The 19,682-nt window shown below is 66.7% G+C and carries 20 protein-coding genes; 10 read left to right on the top strand and 10 right to left on the bottom strand.

What is annotated here, in order from left to right; genetic code table 11:
- Positions 1–142: 142 nt before the first annotated feature.
- The 6 genes from YWC_RS0109405 to YWC_RS0109430 all read left to right on the top strand — a co-directional run bounded on the left by YWC_RS0109405 (position 143) and on the right by YWC_RS0109430 (position 5,607).
- Positions 143–2,014, top strand: coding sequence for a glucokinase (locus YWC_RS0109405; protein ID WP_027865132.1), 1,872 nt, complete (start codon positions 143–145; stop codon positions 2,012–2,014).
- Positions 2,015–2,085: 71 nt separating this feature from the next.
- Complete coding sequence (locus YWC_RS0109410; RefSeq protein WP_027865133.1) at positions 2,086–3,108, top strand: ABC transporter substrate-binding protein; 1,023 nt, start codon at positions 2,086–2,088, stop codon at positions 3,106–3,108.
- Positions 3,105–3,680, top strand: coding sequence for an SCO family protein (locus YWC_RS0109415; protein WP_027865134.1), 576 nt, complete (start codon positions 3,105–3,107; stop codon positions 3,678–3,680). Before YWC_RS0109410 ends, YWC_RS0109415 begins: the two co-directional genes overlap by 4 nt.
- A complete protein-coding gene (locus tag YWC_RS0109420; protein WP_027865135.1) occupies positions 3,681–4,103 on the top strand; it encodes a cupredoxin domain-containing protein in 423 nt (140 codons plus the stop codon).
- Between the two features lie 3 nt (positions 4,104–4,106).
- The gene (locus YWC_RS0109425; RefSeq protein WP_027865136.1) at positions 4,107–4,865 is read left to right on the top strand and encodes an ABC transporter permease; all 759 of its coding nucleotides are present in this window, start codon (positions 4,107–4,109) and stop codon (positions 4,863–4,865) included.
- Positions 4,855–5,607, top strand: coding sequence for an ABC transporter ATP-binding protein (locus YWC_RS0109430; RefSeq protein WP_027865137.1), 753 nt, complete (start codon positions 4,855–4,857; stop codon positions 5,605–5,607). The genes YWC_RS0109425 and YWC_RS0109430 overlap by 11 nt, the downstream gene beginning before the upstream one ends.
- 20 nt (positions 5,608–5,627) lie before the next feature.
- Here the strand turns inward: YWC_RS0109430 and YWC_RS28920 are convergent, their stop codons facing one another.
- From YWC_RS28920 to YWC_RS28925, 3 genes are all read right to left on the bottom strand, one after another.
- A complete protein-coding gene (locus YWC_RS28920; RefSeq protein WP_371846213.1) occupies positions 5,628–6,338 on the bottom strand; it encodes a sulfatase-like hydrolase/transferase in 711 nt (236 codons plus the stop codon).
- Complete coding sequence (locus YWC_RS34175; protein WP_371846186.1) at positions 6,232–6,969, bottom strand: hypothetical protein; 738 nt, start codon at positions 6,967–6,969, stop codon at positions 6,232–6,234. The genes YWC_RS28920 and YWC_RS34175 overlap by 107 nt, the downstream gene beginning before the upstream one ends.
- Before the next feature lie 75 nt (positions 6,970–7,044).
- Positions 7,045–7,740, bottom strand: a complete 696-nt coding sequence (locus YWC_RS28925; RefSeq protein WP_051306357.1) for a hypothetical protein — start codon at positions 7,738–7,740, stop codon at positions 7,045–7,047.
- A gap of 173 nt (positions 7,741–7,913) precedes the next feature.
- Here YWC_RS28925 and YWC_RS0109445 point away from each other — a divergent pair, with 173 nt between their 5' ends.
- Positions 7,914–8,228: a YciI family protein gene (locus YWC_RS0109445; protein ID WP_027865139.1), complete on the top strand. Its 315-nt coding sequence runs from the start codon at positions 7,914–7,916 to the stop codon at positions 8,226–8,228.
- Between the two features lie 23 nt (positions 8,229–8,251).
- Here YWC_RS0109445 and YWC_RS0109450 read toward each other — a convergent pair whose 3' ends face one another.
- The 6 genes from YWC_RS0109450 to YWC_RS0109475 all read right to left on the bottom strand — a co-directional run bounded on the left by YWC_RS0109450 (position 8,252) and on the right by YWC_RS0109475 (position 14,628).
- Positions 8,252–8,929 carry a hypothetical protein gene (locus tag YWC_RS0109450; protein WP_027865140.1) on the bottom strand — a complete coding sequence of 226 codons (678 nt, stop codon included), beginning with the start codon at positions 8,927–8,929 and terminating at the stop codon, positions 8,252–8,254.
- Positions 8,926–9,315 carry a hypothetical protein gene (locus YWC_RS28935; RefSeq protein ID WP_051306358.1) on the bottom strand — a complete coding sequence of 130 codons (390 nt, stop codon included), beginning with the start codon at positions 9,313–9,315 and terminating at the stop codon, positions 8,926–8,928. The genes YWC_RS0109450 and YWC_RS28935 overlap by 4 nt, the downstream gene beginning before the upstream one ends.
- Before the next feature lie 60 nt (positions 9,316–9,375).
- Positions 9,376–9,783 (bottom strand): hypothetical protein, encoded by a 408-nt coding sequence (locus YWC_RS31545; protein ID WP_051306359.1) that lies wholly within the window; start codon positions 9,781–9,783, stop codon positions 9,376–9,378.
- A 91-nt stretch (positions 9,784–9,874) separates the two neighbouring features.
- Positions 9,875–10,225: a helix-turn-helix domain-containing protein gene (locus YWC_RS0109465; protein ID WP_027865141.1), complete on the bottom strand. Its 351-nt coding sequence runs from the start codon at positions 10,223–10,225 to the stop codon at positions 9,875–9,877.
- A gap of 86 nt (positions 10,226–10,311) precedes the next feature.
- Positions 10,312–13,023, bottom strand: coding sequence for an alpha-1,6-glucosidase domain-containing protein (locus tag YWC_RS0109470; protein ID WP_027865142.1), 2,712 nt, complete (start codon positions 13,021–13,023; stop codon positions 10,312–10,314).
- A 66-nt stretch (positions 13,024–13,089) separates the two neighbouring features.
- Positions 13,090–14,628 (bottom strand): POT-type proton-dependent oligopeptide transporter, encoded by a 1,539-nt coding sequence (locus YWC_RS0109475; RefSeq protein ID WP_027865143.1) that lies wholly within the window; start codon positions 14,626–14,628, stop codon positions 13,090–13,092.
- 311 nt (positions 14,629–14,939) lie between these two features.
- On the opposite strand from YWC_RS0109475, the gene YWC_RS0109480 reads away from it, so the two are divergent.
- Genes YWC_RS0109480 through YWC_RS0109490 form a run of 3 tightly spaced genes read left to right on the top strand, consistent with a single transcriptional unit; the run spans position 14,940 to position 19,227 of the window.
- Positions 14,940–16,604: an alpha-glucosidase gene (locus tag YWC_RS0109480; protein WP_027865144.1), complete on the top strand. Its 1,665-nt coding sequence runs from the start codon at positions 14,940–14,942 to the stop codon at positions 16,602–16,604.
- Complete coding sequence (locus YWC_RS0109485; protein WP_027865145.1) at positions 16,604–18,466, top strand: glucokinase; 1,863 nt, start codon at positions 16,604–16,606, stop codon at positions 18,464–18,466. Before YWC_RS0109480 ends, YWC_RS0109485 begins: the two co-directional genes overlap by 1 nt.
- Before the next feature lie 38 nt (positions 18,467–18,504).
- The gene (locus YWC_RS0109490; protein ID WP_027865146.1) at positions 18,505–19,227 is read left to right on the top strand and encodes a 2'-5' RNA ligase family protein; all 723 of its coding nucleotides are present in this window, start codon (positions 18,505–18,507) and stop codon (positions 19,225–19,227) included.
- On the opposite strand, the gene YWC_RS0109495 is transcribed toward YWC_RS0109490, so the two are convergent.
- A complete protein-coding gene (locus YWC_RS0109495; RefSeq protein ID WP_027865147.1) occupies positions 19,211–19,678 on the bottom strand; it encodes a hypothetical protein in 468 nt (155 codons plus the stop codon). The genes YWC_RS0109490 and YWC_RS0109495 overlap by 17 nt on opposite strands.
- Positions 19,679–19,682 lie beyond the last annotated feature (4 nt).

The following is a 19,682-nucleotide window of genomic DNA, read 5'->3' on the forward strand; positions in this document are numbered from 1 at the left end:
CATCAGTGCACATGTAGTTTGGACGCGCGGACGGGAGACCCGTCCACCCTACAACGGCGAACACGCGACCGTGTTCTTGCTTTTCGTTCAATGGTATCCTAAGGCGATCCGGGACCGAGGTCCCGCCCAGCCCTGAATCGCGATGACTGTTGAACCCGATACCGAACTGAAACCCTCCCGCGCCGCTTTCGCCGACGGTCCCCGTCTGCTCGCCGACATCGGCGCCACCCACGCGCGCTTCGGGCTCGAGACCGCGCCCGGCGTGCTGCGCCAGGTGTCGGTGCTGCTCTGCGACGACTACAGCGGCATCGTGCCGCTGCTGCACGCCTATTTGGCCCAGACCGGCGGGGTGCGCATCAACCACGCCGCCTTCGCCCTGGCCAACCCGATCAGCGGCGACTACATCCGCATGACCAACCGCGACTGGGAGTTCTCGACCGACGAGGTGCGCCGCACCCTCGGCCTGTCGACCCTCCTGATCGTGAACGACTTTACGGCGCTGGCGATGGCGTTGCCGGGCTTCGAGCCGAAAGACCTGATGCAGGTCGGCGGCGGCGCCCCGCAAAGCCACGCGGTGGCCGGCGTGCTCGGGCCGGGCACCGGCCTGGGCGTGTCGGGCGTGATCCCGACCATCGACGGTTTCGTCACCCTGGGCAGCGAGGGCGGCCACGTCAACTTCGCCCCGGCCGACGAACGCGAGTTCGCGATCCTGCAGCATGCCTGGCAGGAATGGCCGCACGTGTCGAACGAGCGCCTGATCTCCGGCCCCGGCATCGAACTGATGTACCGGGCGCTGGCCAGGCGCAATGGCGCAACGGCTGACCAGGCGCCTGCGCGCAGCACCGCCGACATCGTCAGCGGCGCACTCGACGACAAGGACGCCCTGTGCCTGGAAGTGCTGGAAACCTTCGCCGGCATGCTGGGCGGCGCGGCCGCCAACCTGGCGGTGACGCTCGGCGCTTTTGGGGGCATCTTCATCGGCGGCGGCATCGTGCCGCGCATCGCCGAGTGGTTCGCCACGTCGCCGTTCCGCGCCCGCTTCGAGGCCAAGGGCCGCTTCACCAACTACATCGCCCAGATCCCCACCTATGTGATCATGACGCCCAACCCGGCCCTGCACGGGGTGTCGGCGATCCTGTCCGAGCACCTGCGCGGCCGCAGCGGCGCCAACACCCTGATGGACCGGGTGCAGCAGCTGCGCCACGAACTCTCGCCGGCCGAGCAGCGCGTGGCCGCCCTGGTGCTGGAGCATCCGCGCAAGGTGCTGTCCGAGCCGATCGCCGAGATCGCGCGCCTGGCGGATGTGAGCCAGCCGACCGTGATCCGTTTCTGCCGTTCGCTCGGCTTCCAGGGCCTGGCCGAATTCAAGCTCAAGTTCGCCGGCAGCCTGACCGGCACCATCCCGGTGCGCCACAGCCAGGTGCGCATGAGCGACAGCACCCACGACCTGTCGGCGAAAGTCATCGACAACACGGTGTCGGCGATCCTGAAGTTCCGCGACCAGCTGGACGTGCACGCGATCGACCGCGCCATCGAGCTCCTGAGGCGCGCGCGCCGCGTCGAGTTCTACGCGATGGGCAATGCGCGCGCGGTGGCCCTGGACGGCCAGCACAAGTTCTTCCGCTTCCGCATCCCGGCCGCGCTGTACGGCGACTCGCACCTGTTCACGCTGGCCGCCGGCCTGCTGGGGCCGGGCGACGTGGTGATCGCGATTTCCAACGGTGGCCAGCTGCCCGAGCTGCTCGAGGCGGTGGACACGGCACGCGCGGCGGGGGCGGACGTCATCGCCATCACCAGCAGCAAGTCGCTGCTGGCGAAGAAGTCGACCGTCTGCCTGGCGGTGGACCACAGCGAGGACAGCACGACCTTCCTGTCGATGATTTCGCGCATCCTGCAACTGCTCCTGATCGACATCATGTCGGTCGGGATTTCGCTCGGCAACCACAACGGCAACGGCGAGGAGGGGGAGGGCGATGCGCAGCGCCGGCTGTTGATCTCCCACCTGGACATATAAGGGCTTTACGTATTGACCTGGGTCAATACGGTGCTAGAATTAGCCCACTCCTTGGTTTTGGAAGCGTTTCCATGTACGAGCATTCCCCGCGCCGGCGCCAGATGATCGGCGGCGCACTGGCCCTGCCGCTGGTCGGCATGGGCACGAGCGCGAACGCGGCGGCGTCGGCTCCGCTGCGCGTGGGCGGCTTGCCCGTCACCTGCAACCTGACGCTGCCGATCGCCTGCAAGGCGCGCGCCGTCAACGACGGCAAGCCGGATGCGCCCTTCACCGCTTTCGAATACAACAAGTTCTCGGGCTGGCCGGAGATCAAGGAATCCCTGATGACCGGCCGCATCCAGGCCGCCTACATGCTGGCGCCCCTGGTGATGGACCTGACCGACTGGCGTATCCCGCTCAAGATCGTCTCGCTCGGCCACCGCTCGGGCGCGGTCATCATGGTGCGCACCGATTCGCCCTTCCGCAAGTTTTCGGACATGCGCGGCAAGAGCATCGCCATTCCGAGCCGTTTCGCGGTCGACTACCTGTTCCTGCGCAAGATGCTGGCGCGCGAAGGCATGTCGCCCAAGGACATCGAGATCATCGAGATGGCGCCGCCGGACATGCCGGCCGCGCTCTACGCCAGGGCCGTGGACGGCTACTGCACCGGCGAGCCCTTCGGCGCCGCGGCCCAGCGCGCCGGCTATGCGCGCCCGCTGTCGATGACGCGCGACGAGTGGCGCAACTACATCTGCTGCGTGCTCACCGTGCGCCAGGAGCTGATCGATACCAACCGCCCGCTGGTGCAGGAGCTGGTGAACTACGTGCAGGCGGCCGGCAACTGGCTCGACGCGACGCCCGGCAACCGCGACAAGGCGGCCGTGATCGCGGCGAACCGCAAGTTCTTCAACCAGGACCCGAACATCATTCGCTTCGTCATGAACAACCCCTCGGACCGCGTGACCTACGGCGACCTGCGCATGCTGCGCGCCGAGTTCGACGAGCTGATGCAGCTCTCGGTGCAGGCCGGCACGCTCAAGCGCCCGGTACGCTACGAACAATACGTGGACGAGAGCTTCGTCAAGAACATCAAGCCCGTGAAGGTGGCGTTATGAAGCGCGCTTTGCTTGCGGCGGTGCTGGCGCTGGCCGCGACCGTCCATGCGGCGCCGGCGCTGAAATCCGGAACCTTCTCGCCGGCGCGACCGGCGCCCGAGATCGCGCAAAAGGCCGCCGACGGCAAGGACTTCCGCCTGTCTTCTTTGCGCGGCAAGGTGGTGGTGCTGGAGTTCGGCTTCACCCATTGCCCGGCCGTATGCCCGGCTTCGCTGGCCATGCTGGCGCAGGCGCGCCAGAAGCTCGGCGCCGATGCCGACCGTCTGCAGGTGGTGTTCATCTCGGTCGACCCGGAACGCGACACGCCGGCGCGCCTCAAATCCTATCTGGTCCAGTTCGACAAGGATTTCATCGGCCTGACCGGCACGCCCGAACAGATGGCGGCGATCCGCAAGGACTATGGCATCAGCGCCACCCGCTTCCCGGCGCCGGCCGGCCAGTCCGGCTACCAGATGGGACACTCGTCCTACCTGTATTTCATCGACAAGAAGGGCATGCTGCGCGCGATGATGCCGTTCGGCCGCCCGGCCGACGAGATGGTGCACGATGTGAACGTGCTGGCGGCCGAGTAGATGAAGCTGCGCATCGGCATCGCCTTGATCGTGGCACTGCTGGCGGCATCATTCGCCTGGGCCTCGTTCGCGCCCCTGCGGGCATCCTCGCGCGAGCAGCTGTTCGACATCCCCAAGGGCACTTGGGAGCGCCGCATGAAAGGCGACAAGACCAGCATCCTGCCAGAGCAGATCACCCTGACCCTGGGCGTGCGCGACGTGCTTTTGCTGCGCAACAGCGACACGGTGCCGCAGATCTTCGGCCCGGTCCTGATCATGCCGGGTCAGGATTTCCGCCTGCCATTCGCCCAGGCCGGCGAACATCCCTTCGACTGCACCGCTCACGTCAGCGGCAAGATGACGGTCGTGGTCGAGGAGAACCCGGCCCCTGGCATCGAGCGCCTGAAATGGCGCCTGCATTCCCTCATCGACAGCAAGACATGAACCATGGATAGACTGAACCGGATATGGCCCCCGCTGCTGGTGCTCGCCACCATCGTGCTGCTCTGGTGGGCAGTGATCGTTCATAGCGGCAGCCTGATCTTCCCCTCGCCGCAGCAGGTGGCCGCCGGCGCGCTGGAGCTGGCCCGCGACGGCACGCTATGGCAGCACATCATTGCGTCGCTGGTGAGGGTGGCCACCGGCTTCCTGCTGGCGCTGGTGGTGGCGCTGCCGCTCGGCCTGTGGATGGGCCGCGTGGACGGCGCCTACCGCACGCTCAACCCGATCTTCCAGATCATGCGCCCGATCTCGCCGATCGCCTGGATCCCGATCGCGATCCTGTGGTTCGGCGTGGGCGACGTCGCGCCGGTGTTCCTGATCTTCCTGGCCGCGGTGTTTCCGCTGATCGTGCAGACCTCTGCGGGCGTGCACGCCATCGACGGTCGCTACCTGCGCGCGGCCGAGAACTTCGGCGTCCCGCGCGCCAAGCTGTTCCGCCAGGTGATCGTGCCGGCCGTGCTGCCCGAAGTCCTGACCGGCATGCGCATCGCCCTGGGGGTGGCCTGGCTGGTGGTGGTGGCGGCCGAGATGATCGTGCGCAGCTCGGGCCTGGGTTTCCTGATCATGGACGCGCGCAATGCCGGCAACCGCTACGACCTGGTGGTGGCGGCCATGATCATCATCGGTCTCATCGGCCTGGGGCTGGACGCCCTGATGCGCCGTCTCGAAGGCCTCAAACAGGTAAGGTGGCGTTATGGACGCTAAGGTGGAAGCCAGGGCCGACGCGAAGATCGCGATCCGCTCCCTGCGCAAGGACTTCAAGGCGCTGCAGGTGGTGGGCGGCATCGACCTCGACATCGCGCCGGGTGAGTTCATCGCCATCGTCGGCCCCTCGGGCTGCGGCAAGTCGACCCTCATGAAGCTGCTGTCCGGCTTCGAGCGTCCCGATGGCGGGGCGGTAGCGATCGACGGCGTGCCGGTAACGAAGCCGTCGCCCAACGCCATCGTCATCTCGCAGCACGGTTCGGTCTTTCCCTGGCTGACGGTGCGCGAGAACCTGATGTTCGGCCTGTCCGGCAAGGACGATGCCGCCAAGGTGGCGACGGCCGACCACTACGCCGAGATGGTCGGCCTGAAGGGCTTCGAGAAATCCTATCCGCACGAGCTCTCGGGCGGCATGCTCAAGCGCGTCGAGATCGCGCGCGCGCTGGCGGTCAAGCCCGACATCCTGCTGATGGACGAGCCCTTCTCGGCGCTCGACGCGCTCACCGCCCTGAAGATGCGCAACGAACTGCTGCGCGTGCTGCGCGAGGAGAACCACACGGTCATCCTGATCACCCACGACGTGGAAGAGTCGATCTACCTGGCCGATCGCGTGGTGGTGCTGTCGCCACGTCCGGCCACGATCCAGTCGGTATTCCCGATCACGCAGGCGCATCCGCGCAAGGTATCGCAGCCCGAACTGCAGCAGACCAAGGACGCGATCCTGGCGCAGCTCGGCCTGTAGCAGGCCGGGCGCCTGCGCTTCTACGGCGTGCCTCGGCGCGGCGCCGCCGTGTCGCGCCACAGTGAAAGGTAGGCCTCGGAACGGTTGAGGAGGGAAGCGCGCATGTCCGCCAGCCGCCCCGGAGGCGGCCTCGCGCCGTGCCGGTTGAAGCCGCTGTAGCCGAGGCCGAGCCGGCCGCCGCCCACGGTGAAGCCGCTGAACTCGAGGATCGTCGGCAGCAGGTCGAAATGCACCAGTTGCTCGCGGTTCCGCGGCGGCAGGCTCGCGCCGATGAATGCGTTGAACAGCGTGCGTTCCGGCAGGCGTTCGAGCGCTTCGGACAGGGGATTGCGGCGCGCCGTATGGTCTCCCAGGATCACGATATTGGTATCGGCGAGGTAGCCGCGCTCGCGCACGAAGCGCACGAAATCGGCCACCTCGGCGGCGCTGCAGCGGATCACACCCTCGAAACCGGCATGGCCGCGCCGTGCGCAGCTGTGCGACAGGTAGCCGCTTGGCTCATGGGTGTCGACCGTCAGCAGCGTCAGGTTGAAGGGCTGGCCGGACGCGTGCAGCTGGCTGAGCTTGGCGCGTGCGCGGCTGAACAGGGCGTCGTCGAACAGGCCCCACCCGTTCATCGCCGCGTCAAGCACCCCCTGGGCTTGCCAGTCCTCCTTGCCGAGCACCTCGTGGTACTGATGGGCGCGCAGGAAGCGTCCCTTGCCGGCGAAGCTGGTCGAGGCCCCGCCCATGAACACGTTGCGGTAGCCGTGCCGGGCCAGGATGTCGCCGAGGCAGGTGGCGTTCGGCAGGAAGGAGCGGACCTGTTGCCCTTGCGTGTTCTCGTCGAAGATCGTGACCCGCTTGAGCGGTATGGCGCACTGCGTGGCCACCATGGCGGCGATGGTCCAGCCGGTGCCGGGCATCTGCACGAAGGAGTGGAAACTGCATGGAGAAGTAATCCGGGCCCATGCCGGACCTCAGGTAGTCGACCACCGACAGCTGGACCAGCCAGAGCAGCACGGCCGCCAGCAGCGCGGCCTGCGGCAGCACCGGGCAGGCACGCAGGATGAGGCCGTAGCGGCAGGCAACGATGGCCCAGCGCTCGGCCAGCAGCACCGTCGCGAGCAGGAACAGCGGTATCAGCACGCACCAGCGCAGGAAACGCTCGGCGATGGCAGGGTCCGACGCTTCCAGTCCTTGTGTGCCGAATTGCAGGTGATAGGCGATCTGGTCGATATCGGGCCTGCCGAAGTAGCGGTTGATCCAGTGGTTCAGGCAGAACAGCAGGATCGCCGTGAAATAGACGCCCGCACGGACCGGGGAAAACGGCCGCTGGATGTCGGCTGCTTCGGCCATCGGCGCGGCAGGCTTGTTTTTCATGGCTCGGCATTCGGGGCAGCGCGAAGCGCGATGAGTGGTATGACCGGCCCTGCCGGTCAGCAGTTCCCTCTATTCTCAGTCTCTTGCCGTACGCCATTCCTGCCGCTTCGCAGGCTCCTCGGGCGCCGGGCAATTGGTCAGCCTGATCTTGCCGTGCATCTCGATCATCTCGACATTGGTCGCCGCTGAGCGCTCGGTGATGCAATAGGTGCGGCGCCCGCTGATCACGCGCGTGCGGCGTGCGCCATCGCCGGTGTTGTTCACCAGTTCCTCCACCTTCGGCGCTTCCCACAGGCGCGGCGGCGCCAGCGCGTGGGCCTGCTCCATGCCCTTGCGCATGCGCAGCTCCGGACTGTCCGGCGGCGCGATGATGAGCGGCTTGCTCTCCTTGCGCAGTGCGCGGTCGATGCCGGCGACGCTGCGCCGCGCGTTTTCCAGGATGCTGGCGGCGTTCGGCCTGGCGGGCGCTTCTGGCGCATCCTCGACAATGGCGGCGGGTGCTTCTGCCGGTGCGGAAGGCGCAGGCGCCGCCACGACGGGCGCGGAACGGGCAGGGCGGCCGGCCGCCTGACGCTGCGGCTGGCGCGCCGCGTCAGGCGGCGCCTCTGGTGTCGGCTCCGGCGCCAGGGGCGGCAATGCGATCCACTGCATCAGCGGGCTTTCCGCCTCGGCCTCCGGCGGCAGCGTGCGCGCCACCTGCCAGCCCAGGACCAGCGCCGCGTGGACCAGCACGGTGGCCAGGATGCCGGCCAGGCGGCGATCGCTCGTCATCGGCAGGCTGGGCGGGAGTGCAGGGGAAAGCGGGAAGCTGGCCATAGCTGGGCAGTATAGCGAAGCTGGCCTGCCGGAAAGTCACCAATTTTTTCCGCTGGCGCCGAGATGTGCGTCGCCCGCACAGTGCTTCTGCTAAGGTTTGACTGAACAATACTGCAGAGGAGCCGGCAATGGAACGATACCTGATCGTTTACCGCGGATCGACCGTCGACGAGTCGGAAGGCCCGCAGCACGACCCGCAGCGCTGGGCCAGCTGGTTCGACGCGCTCGGCGCCGCGCTGGTGGACCGCGGCGCCCTGTCGCACAGCAGCGTCGAGGTGCCGAGCCGCCTGCGCGGCCCGAAACTGAGCAGCGCTTCGCTGTCGGGCTATTCGGTCATCGCGGCCGCCGACTTCAACGCGGCGGTCGAGCTGGCCGAGCAATGCCCGATCTTCGACGAGAAGGGCTCGGTGGAAATTGCCCGCCTGGTGGGGCCGGCGGGCTGATCGGGTTTCATGTTCTGTTGGCGCTAGCGCGACGAGGGATGCACGAGATCCTTGATCGTGCAGTGCTCGACAAGCAGCGTCCCCATGGCAGCCAGCGTTGTCCCCAGACGCGTCTCGGCCTGCGCGGTGGCCTGTGCGAGGGCCGCCTTGCCTGCCGGTGGGTGGAGGTCGAACGACTGGTGCCGGAGCATGCACTCCGCAGTCGGATAGGAGATGTGGTGACGCGAACTGCCGGCATCGACACCCAGAACGGCGCGCCGCAAGGTCGCACCGTCCGCCGACATCCGGCCAGTGCAGTGGCCTTTCCTGAACAGCTGGTACCAGCCGCTCTTGGGATGGACATGGGCTTCCAGACGCAGGTGTGCGTGCGCATTCCCGGTCGCACTCCGGGTATTCCTCCACATCTGCGACAAGCCATCGACGATCGCTCGCTGGGATTTATCGAGCAGTGCGAACAGCGCATTGGCGCTGTCGGCATCTTCTTGAGCGCTCGACGGTTCTGCGAGGCCCGCGCAGGGCGACTCGAACTGCCAGCGGATCCGCGTGAGCAGGCCCCCCAGCCGGTCGACCTCGACATAGAACAGGTAGTACGAAGGCCAGTGCCAGCAGCTCCCGCGCGGCATGCCGAGCACGTCGTCAATGAAGCCGGCCAGGTCGGCGACTTCGCACAGGAATTCGTGTGCCGGTGTCGCGTCGCTCATTTGTGGCCACCTTCGACGACCGGGTCCGTGTCCTCGTCCCACGACGGAGCGAACTCATACGCCTGCCACCGTGGGTGCTCCATGTTCCAGGGGTTCGCCGGATCCCGGCGCGGCCGGCTGACGCTATACACCAGGCAGGACATTCCCTGGCCGAGCAGGCGCGCGGTTTCCTTCTCGTAGTCCGCGCGGCAAAGCCATGGCGCGTGCTCCATGAATTCGTCTCCCTCGAGAAGCGACTCGGGACTGAATACCCGGCAGAGGAACTTGTAGAGCCTCGGGTTGGGATGCGGGATGCCAGGACCGCTGACCCACAGGATGTCCGGCCGTACGGGGTCGGTGCGGGACTTCAGGTTGGCATGGGTGGGGAGAATCAGGGTGGAGCGCATGGTAGCAATGCCCGGGTGCGGGTGAGGTAGGGCCACCCGGCGGGGTGGCCGGTTGCGGTGTCAGGCGATGTACCAGGCGGTGCTCACTGGGGAGGCGGCGGGATCGATGCCGACTAGTCCCATCTGTTTGAGGATCGGCAGGACATACGTGATGTTCATCTGGCCACCGTGCGGCTTGCGTGCTGCACGGCACAGCGGACCTGCTTTTTCATAGGTGTTGTTGGAGCGGATTTCACACGGCGATTTGTCGTGATGCCCATGTTCTAGCAGATAGTGAAGCGCACCTTCGAAATATTCCTTGCCGATGTACAGGCTACCCTCGAGCTTTGTGGTGATGACAATCCGTTCCTGGGTGACTTCAGCCACCTTGAACCACGATCTCTCTGCAGGAGTGAGCAACTCGGCGCCCTGGCACGCCGTCATGATGTTATTCCAGATCCCGTCGAGCGCAGCTTTGGCGATACCCATGAGGTGTCCCTTTCATCAGTTTAAGCGGGCATGGCCATTCCATTCCGCATGAAACCGAGTATCGCATGATATACGTTAGTAAGTCAAGTTACTACCAGTTGATGACTACTGAAGAGGCTCCCCGTCGCTTGAGCTCAGCCACGATCTCTTCGATGCTGGCCTCCGCCAGCAGTCCAGCTGCACGGGCGCCGGAGGAAACGGCAGGAGCGTTGCCTGAGGCATGTTCCGCCATGCTGGAGAACAGCACGGCATTCAGCTTGCTCCAGGTTGCGGCATTCGGGAGGGTGGCATACTTGTCCGTTGCATCCTCGTAGCGCTTCGGCATGACGCCTGCGATGCCGGCCAGCTTGGCCAGGGCATACTGGGAAAGACCGCGCGCTTCGCGAGCTTCCTTCAGCTTCTCGCGAAACGTCGGGTCGGTGACAGGAGGCAGAGAGTTCATGGCATAGGTGAAAGGGAAAGGACTCAGTATCCGGTGCTATGTTTCATCTGTCAACGTTACTAAGTCCTCCCGATGTCCCAATGTTCTTACTCGACGACGAACACCACCGCCGTACGCGGCGGCACCGTGAAGCTGCCGCTCGCGCTGTCGAAGCTTGCCTGGGCGGCACGCTTGTCGGCGGCGCCGGCGGCCGTATGCACCGGGTGCAGCTTGAGGCGCTTGCCGCGCAAGGCGTCGTCGCTCACCGTGTGCGCCACCTTGTCCACGTTCACCAGGTAGCTCAGGCCGGCGAACTTCGCGCCCGGGTAGCCCTTGCCGTCGATCCAGGCCGCCAGCACGGTCGCCTCTTGCTGCGGTCCGGTATTGAAGAAGCGCAGGCGCTGCACGATATCCTCGGTCGAGCGTAGCCGGAACAGCGTCGAGCTGGCGCGGATCGCCAGCAGGTCGCGGAAGGCGTCGCGAGCAAAGGCGATATCGGCGGGAGCCGGCTTGATCGCAGCGGCCTTGGCCAGGAAAGGCTTGAGCAGCGGCCAGTCCTTGCCGTTGTCGTCGCTTTGCGGCAGGCCGGTGCCGAAGTAGTTGTCCTGGTAGGTCCAGTCAATGCGGTTGAACCAGTCGCCGGAATTGAAGCTGTTCTTGTCCAGCGATTTCGAGCGCAGCGTGTCGATGCCGGCGTGATAGTAGGCCACGCCCTGGCTGAAGGCGTTGATCGCCATGCCCAGCACCTGCACTCTAGCGCGCTCGGCCGGGCTGGTCTCCACCGGCAGTTTCAGCACGTTGATGTCGAACAGCGTCTGGTTGTCGTGGTTCTCGACGTAGTTGACCACTTCGCCCGGCTGGCTCGCATAACCGGCCGGCTGGTTGCCGTAGGCGATGTCTTCCAGCTTGCGCAGCTTGCCTTCGAAAGTCTGGAACGCAAACGGGCGCACCGAGCCGGCCAGGCCGACGCGGATCATGTCGGCCGCGCGCAGCAGGTCGACCTCTTTCTGCTCGCCGCCCATGGCATTGCGGTCGACCACCAGGCCGTTGATATAGCCCTGGCGGCGCACCATCGCCTCGCCCGAGTCGCCGGCCGAGCCGCCGCGCACGGCGTCGCGCGCGCGGTCGCTGAAGGTGCCGATGCCGGAGCCGTTCAGCGACAGCTGCGAGGCCTGCACGAAGCGGGCGCCGTCGGCGACCTCGCCGAAGTTCCAGCCTTCGCCGATCAGTTCCACGTGCCGCCCCGCGGCCTTGTTCACGCGCTGTTGCAGGCGCTCCATCGCTGCGCGCGGCTGGTGGCCCATCAGGTCGAAGCGGAAGGAATCGATCTTGTAGTGGCGGGTCCACAGCTCGGCCGAGTCGATCATCAGCCTGGCCATCATCATGTTTTCGGTGGCGGTGTTGTCGCAGCAGGTCGAACGCTCGATGGCGCCGACGGCATTCAGGCGGTGGTAGTAGCCCGGCACCACGCGGTCCAGCACCGATTTCTCGTTCTGGCCGGCGATGAAGGTGTGGTTGTAAACCACGTCGGTACCGACGCGCAGGCCGGCCCGGTGCAGGTCCATCACCATCTGGCGGAACTCGAGGATGCGGCGCGCGCCGTCCGACGGGTCGCTGGCGTAGCTGCCTTCCAGGGCGTTGTAGTGGTAGGGGTCGTAGCCCCAGTTGAAGCAGTCGGTGTCGGCGGTCTTGCGGGTGAGGGCCTGCTGGCTCTCGCCGTCCGGGCTGCCTGTCGGCTGGGGCACGGCGCAGTCCTTTTCCGGCACCGTGCCGAGGTCATACACCGGCAGCAGGTGGATGTCGGTCAGGCCGGCCCTGGCCAGCGCCTTCAGGTGGCGCATGCCGTTCGAATTCGCTTCGCCGAAAGCGGTGTACTTGCCGCGTTTTTCCGCCGGGACGCTCGGGTCGTTGATCGAGAAATCGCGTACGTGCAGCTCGTAGATGACCATGTCGGTCTGGGCCTTGACCGTGTTCGGCGCGCGGGTGGCGTCCCAGCCTGTCGGCTTGAGGTTCGCCGCGCCCAGGTCGGCGACGTAGCTGCGCTTCGAGTCGGTGGTGAGGCTGACGGAGTAAGGGTCGGTGACGAGGTTGCGCACCAGGCCCATGCCGTCGACGGCCACGTCCACCGCATAGCGGTAATAGCTGCCCGAAAGGTCGCGCGCGACGTAGGCATTCCAGGCGCCGGTGCGCGCATCGAAGGCCATCTCGTGCACGGCGGTCGCCTTGCCGCTGCCGCTGTCGTAGGTGCAGACGGCGGCGCTCTGCGCGGTCGGCGCCCACAGGCGGAAAGCCGTGCGTCCCTTCTTCGGCGTGGCGCCCAGGTCGGGCAGCTTGCCCGCCGCCACGTACAGGTCGTCGAGCGCGCCGGCGGCCTGGATGCGCGTGGCCGCGACCACCTTGCCGTCCGCGGCTTCCTGCACCAGCACCAGCTGGCCGCGGTGCAGGTCCTTCAGGCGCGCCAGGTCTTGCGTGCGCACCGACAGCACCGGGCCGGCGCCGACCCACTTGAAGCGGACCGGCAGCGTGGCCGTGGAGGCCTCGAGCGCGAGCGCGCCGTCTGCGCCTGCCACCTTGGCGCCGGGTGTGGCGACGATCACGGCCTTGGCCGAATGGTAGAGGCGGAAGCTGGAGCCGGCTTCGGCGCCGGGCCAGGTCAGCAGGCGCCGGTCGAGCCAGACGGCGCGAGCATCGAGCGTGGCGCTCGATGCGTGCAGGACCTGCTGGAACGACGGATCGTCGCAGGTGGCGAGGGGAACCGCGGCGTGGGCGGACGAGGCGAGGGCGGCCGCGGCGAACGCGGCGTAATGGAGTCGGGTCATCGTGGCGAAGGAGTAGGTGGAACAGGGCGGGCGCAGGGAAACCGCGCCCGCCCGCGGGGTATCGCGTCAGGCGCGATAGTGGTCGACCATCTTGTAGCGCTTGGCGTACAGGCCGAAGGCCAGCGCCGCCAGCATGGCGAAGCCGGCGAAGAAATACATCTGGAAGGCGATCACGCCCACGCCCGAGTTCTCGATGTGCGCGATGACCGCCTCGTTCTTCACGCCTGCGTTCACGATCAGGACCCACAGGTTGCCGACGGTGACCGCGAGGTACCACAGGGCCATGATCACGCCTTTCATCGAAGCCGGGGCCTGGCTGTAGGCGAACTCGAGGCCGGTGGCCGAGACCAGCACCTCGCCCAGGGTCAGCAGGGCATAGGGCAGGATCTGCCACGCGATCGACACCGTATCGCCCGCATCGAGCTGCACCTGCAGGTTGCCGACCACGATCCAGGCCAGCGCCGAGAAGACGATGCCGGCGGTCATGCGGCGCAGGGCGGTCGGCAGCAGGCCCATCTTGCTCAGCAGCGGGAACAGCACCAGGTTGTTGAAGGGGATGAGCAGCATCACCAGCAGCGGGTTCAGGGCCTGCATCTGGGCCGGGATGACTTCGAAGGTCCAGCCCAGCAGGCTGACCTCGGTGGACATCGTATTGGCCTGCACGATCCAGGTCGAGGCCTTCTGGTCGAACAGCGACCAGAACGGGGTCACCAGGGCGAACACGATCAGGATGCGCAGCACGGCGCGTACGCCGTCCACGGCGGCATCCGGGTGCACGCCGCGCGCGCGGTCGAGCTGCATCGAGGCCCCGGTGCCGACGAAGGCGATCACGACCACCAGCGCCAGGCAGAGCGCGATCACGGGACCCATGCTTGACCATAGCCCCATCGCGGCCACGGCGCCTGCGATGCCGAGACCGGCGACGAACAGGCCGGGACGGCCGGCGCCCGGCTGCTTTGCCAGCAGGGCGGTGCGCACCACGCGCAGGAAGGAATGCGGATCGCTAGGTGCCGGCGGCACGTGCACGTACTTCTTCTTGCCGCTCCACAGCACCATGGTGGCGATGAACATCAGGATGCCCGGCACGCCGAAGGCGATCGACGGACCGTAGTCGACCAGCAGGATCGGCATCAGCAGCGAGGCGAAGAAGGAGCCGAAGTTGATGATCCAGTAGAAGGCGTCGAACACCACCTTCGCCTTGTCCTTGTTGGTCTTGTCGAACTGGTCGCCCACGAAGGACGCGACCAGCGGCTTGATGCCGCCCGAGCCGAAGGCGATCAGGAACAGGCCGAAATAGAAGCCGTTGACACTGTGCTCGAAGATGGCCAGGCAGGCGTGGCCGGCGCAATAGATCAGGCTGAACCAGAAGATGGTGTTGTACTTGCCGAAGTAGCGGTCGGCCAGCCAGCCGCCCAGCAGCGGGAAGAAGTACACACCCATCATGAAGGTGTGGAACACGTGCTTGGCTTCGCCGGCGCGATGTTCTTCGGCCACGAACAGCAGCAGCGTCGAGATCAGGAAGGGCGTCAGGATGTTGCGCATCCCATAGAAGCTGAAGCGCTCGCAGCCCTCGTTGGCGATGATGTAGGGGATCTGCCGCGGCATGCGCCCGGTGCTCTTTACTTCGCTTTTTGCTTCGGTGGCTGGAGACGTCATGGCTTCCTCGGAAAATCGCAACAGACGCGATCCTATGCCGAGGCTGAGTTACTTTGCAATAAAAATATGGTTGTGAAACATTGCAGATACAAATGACGCGTAGTTTAGCTACTTTGATATCGATGCGTCGAAACGACGTTTTTCCATAAGTTATTGAATTTAAAGGAATATGACTCTTGTGTAAGACCAGTTGGCCAATTGTAAAGTTCTATCTGATCCTGTATATTGCCTAGAATTCCGATCATCCTGACGAGCCAGCCATGACCCAGATCTCGACGACGACCAACCCGAACTGGTGGAAAGAAGCCATCATCTACCAGGTCTATCCGCGCAGCTACCTCGACACCAACGGCGACGGCGTGGGCGACCTGGCCGGCATCACCGACAAGCTCGACTACATCGCGAGCCTGGGCGTGGACATCGTCTGGCTGTCGCCCTTCTTCACCTCACCAATGAAGGACTTCGGCTACGACATCGCCGACTACTGCGACGTCGACCCGCTGTTCGGCACCCTGGCCGACTTCGACAAGCTGATCGCCAAGGCGCACAGCCTGGGCCTGAAGATCATGATCGACCAGGTGATGTCGCACACCGCCGACACCCACCCCTGGTTCGTCGAGAGCCGCAAGAGCCGCGACAACCCGAAGTCGGACTGGTACGTGTGGGCCGACCCGCTCCCGGACGGCTGCCCGCCGAACAACTGGCTGTCGGTGTTCGGCGGCTCGGCCTGGCAGTGGGATACCCGCCGCAAGCAGTACTACATGCACAACTTCCTGGTCAGCCAGCCGCAGCTGAACTTCCACAACCCGGAAGTGCAGCAGGCCCACCTGGACGCGCAGCGCTTCTGGCTCGAGCGCGGCGTGGACGGCGTGCGCATGGATGCCTGCGTGTTCCACTTCCACGACCGCGAGCTGCGCAGCAACCCGCCGGCCCTGGTGCGCGACACCTCGACCGTCACCGACGTGAACCCCTACGGCATGCAGGCCCACGTCTACGACAAGACCCAGCCGGAGAACATCGCTTTCCTGCAGCGCGTGCGCGCCCAGCTGAACGAGTTCGGCGCGGTGTCGATCGGCGAGGTCAGCTCGGACGACGCGCTGGCCCAGATGGCCGAGTACACCGAAGGCGGCGACAAGCTGCACATGGCCTACAGCTTCAACCTGCTCACGCCGGAATTCAGCGCAGCCCACATCCGCAAGCAGGTCGAGGATTTCAAGGAACGCGTCAAGGACGGCTGGGCCTCCTGGTCGGTCGGCAACCACGACGCCATCCGCGTCGTCACCCGCTGGGGCGGCGCGCCAGGCCAGAGTGCCGGTCCGGCGTTGGCCAAGCTGGTGCTGGCGATGCAGCTCTCGCTCAAGGGCACGCCCTGCCTGTACCAGGGCGACGAGCTGGCCCTGCCCGAAGCCGATGTGCCCTTCGAACTGCTGCAGGACCCGTACGGCATCACCTTCTGGCCGGAGTTCAAGGGCCGCGACGGTTGCCGCACCCCGATGCCCTGGACGAGCGAGGCCCCGAACGCCGGCTTCACGGCCGGCAAGCCCTGGCTGCCGGTGGCCGAACCGCACCTGGCAAGCAGCGTCGAACGGCAGGACCAGGATCCGGACTCGATGCTGAACTTCCAGCGCCGCTTCATCGCCTGGCGCAAGACGATGCCGCAGCTGACCCGCGGCGACATCGCCTTCTTCGATGCGCCCGAGCCGGTGCTGGCCCTGCGCCGCTGGGTGGATGATGGGGACGGCATGGACAGCGTACTGGCCGCCTTCAACCTGTCGGATCGTGAAGTGAGCTTCGACTGGCCGGCCAGCAGCGCCGCGCAGCCGCTCGATACGCACGGCCTGCCGGGCCAGGCGGCCGGCGGCAAGGTCAGCCTGCCGCCCTACGGCGCCTGGTTCGGCAGCATCGCAGCGGGCGCGGGCAAATAATGGGCAGCCAGCAGGAAGCTGGAACCTTCGCGGAAAAATCGGCGCGCACGGCCTTCGCCGACGGACCACGCCTGCTGGCCGACATCGGCGCGACCCACGCCCGCTTCGCGCTGCAGACCGCGCCCGGCGTGTTCACCGCCGTGCGGGTGCTGCTGTGCGAGGACTTCGACGGCATCGTTTCGCTGCTGCGCTACTACCTGAAAGACCACGCCGACATGCGTTTGCATCATGCAGCGCTGGCGGTGGCCAACCCGATCAGCGGCGATTTCGTCCGCATGACCAACCGCGACTGGCAGTTCTCGACCGACGCGGTGCGGCGCGAGCTGGGCCTGACGACGCTCCTGATCGTCAACGACTTCACCGCGCTGGCGATGGCGATTCCCGGCCTGACCCACGGCGACCTGATGCAGGTGGGGCAGGGCGCGCCGGCGCCGAACGCCGTGATCGGCGTGCTGGGGCCGGGCACCGGCCTGGGCGTGTCGGGCGTGATCCCGACCGCCGACGGCTTCGTCACCCTCGGCAGCGAGGGCGGCCACGTCAATTTCGCTCCCGGTGACGAACGCGAGTTCGCCATCCTGCAGACCGCCTGGAAGGAATGGCCGCACGTCTCGAACGAGCGCTTGATCTCCGGGCCGGGCATGGAAATCATCCACCGCGCGCTGGCCGCGCGCAACGGCGTCGCGGCCCCGGCGCGCAAGGCGGCCGAGATCGTCAACAGCGCGCTGGACGAGCAGGACCCGCTGTGCCTGGAGGTGCTGGAATGCTTCTGCGGCATGCTGGGCGCGGCCGCGGCCAACCTGGCGGTGACGCTGGGCGCCTTCGGCGGCATCTTCATCGGCGGCGGCATCGTGCCGCGCATGGGTGAATGGTTCGCCGGCTCGCCCTTCCGCGCGCGCTTCGAAGCCAAGGGACGCTTTTCCAGCTACCTGGCCGACATCCCGACCTACGTCATCACCACGCCGCACCCGGCCCTGCACGGCGTGGCGACCATCCTGGCCGAGCACCTGCGCGGGCGCAGCGGCGCCAACACCCTGATGGAACGCGTCCAGCAGCTGCGCCACAGCCTGAGCCCGGCCGAGCAGCGGGTCGCCAGCCTGGTGCTCGAGCAGCCGCGCCTGGTGCTGAACGAGCCGATCGCCGAGATCGCCCGGCTGGCCGACGTGAGCCAGCCGACCGTGATCCGCTTCTGCCGCTCGCTCGGCTTCCAGGGCCTGGCCGACTTCAAGCTCAAGTTCGCGAGCAGCCTGACCGGCTCGATCCCGGTGCGCCACAGCCAGGTGCGCATCAGCGACAGCACCCACGACCTGTCGGCCAAGGTGATCGACAACACGGTGTCGGCGATCCTGCGCTTCCGCGACCAGCTGGACGTACGCGCACTCGACCGCGCCATCGAACTGGTGAGCCGGGCGCGCCGCGTCGAGTTCTTCGCGATGGGGAATTCGCGCGCGGTGGCGCTGGACGGGCAGCACAAGTTCTTCCGCTTCCGCATCCCGACCTCGCTGTACGGCGACTCACACCTGTTCCAGCTCGCGGCCGAGCTGCTGCAGCCGGGCGACGTCGTCATCGCGGTATCGAATTCGGGCAGCATCGCCGAGCTCCTGGGCGCGGTGGACACCGCCCGCGCCGCTGGCGCCGACGTGATCGCCATCAGCAACAGCCAGTCGCCGCTGGCGCGCAAGGCGACGGTGTGCCTGGCGGTGGACCATGCCGAGGACAGCACCAGCTTCCTGTCGATGATCTCGCGCATCCTGCAGCTGCTGCTGATCGACATCCTCGCGGTGGGCATTTCGGTGGACGGCCAGCACGGTGAAGCGCAGGGCGATGATCCGCGCAGGCTCCTGATCTCGCACCTGGACAGCTGAACCGGCCGCGTTCTTCGGGTTTGAGCGAGAATAGGGGAATGAAAGACGATTCCCGTTTGCCCGATCTGCACGCCTGGTACGACGCCATGTGGACGCGCGCCCATGGCGCGATCGCCGCCGGCGACATCGAACGCGACGAACGGGTGCTGGCCGGGCCAGACGCGCGCCGCGGCCTGACCCTGGTCGCGCGTCCCGGTGCGGCGCTCGGGGCGCGCTTCGATGCGCTGCTCGAGCGCCTGGCACAGGCCGAGCCGGGGCAGTACCGCCATCCGCCGGCCGACATGCACCTCACCGTCCTGTCCCTGTTCACCGTCACCGAAGAACCGGGCGCCCAGCTGGCGCGGCTGGACGCCTATCGCGCCGCGGTGCACGCCGCGCTGAAAGGCATGGAGGCATTCGAGATCGAATTCGCCGGCATCACGCTATCGCGCGGCGCCGTCATGGCCTGCGGTTATCCGCGCGGCCCGGCGCTCGAGACCCTGCGCGAGCGCCTGCGCATCCAGTTGCGGGCGCGCGGCCTGGATGCCTCGCTGGACCAGCGCTACCGGCTGGTGACCGCGCATGCGACGCTGCTGCGCTTTGCCGCGCCCTTGCTGCAGCCGGCGCGCTTCGCGGCGCTGCTCGAGGAGCTGCGCCATGCGCCGCTCGGCAGCATGCGCGTGGATGGGCTGGAGCTGGTGGTCAATGACTGGTACATGTCGAGCGGCTCGCTGCGGCGGGTGGAGCTGCTGCGCCTGCCGGCCTTCAGTCCGCGCTCTTGAGTTCGACGCGCTCGATGTTGCGGCGCCATTCCTGCAGGCTGAGGACGGTATCGGTCTCGGCATCCTCCACCAGGATCTCGTCGCCCTGCTGGGACACGAGGAAGTTTTCGCGGCGGCGCACGTCGTTGGCGCGGTTCTCAACGAAGCTGAGCTGGTAGTACTTCCTGCCGTTGATCTCGCGCGGCGCCGGGTCGTCCTCGATCACCGCGCCATGCGCCTTGCCCTTCGAGCGCTTTTCGATCTGCGCGGACCAGGCCTTCAGTTCCGGCACCGCGAGCAGGGCTTCCATGGCCTGTTCGCGGGTGCGCGCCGGCGCTTCCTTGACGACCGCGGGCGCCGGGGGCGGCTTCACTTCCTCGCGCTCGGCACGCTTGCAGCCGGCGGCCGCCAGCGCGATGGCAAGGGCGGCCAGCAGGGGCAGGGAAGGATGGATTGCAGCGCGTCTCGACATGGGG

The sequence above is a fragment of the Massilia alkalitolerans DSM 17462 genome (assembly GCF_000427785.1).
Classification (GTDB): domain Bacteria; phylum Pseudomonadota; class Gammaproteobacteria; order Burkholderiales; family Burkholderiaceae_D; genus Telluria; species Telluria alkalitolerans.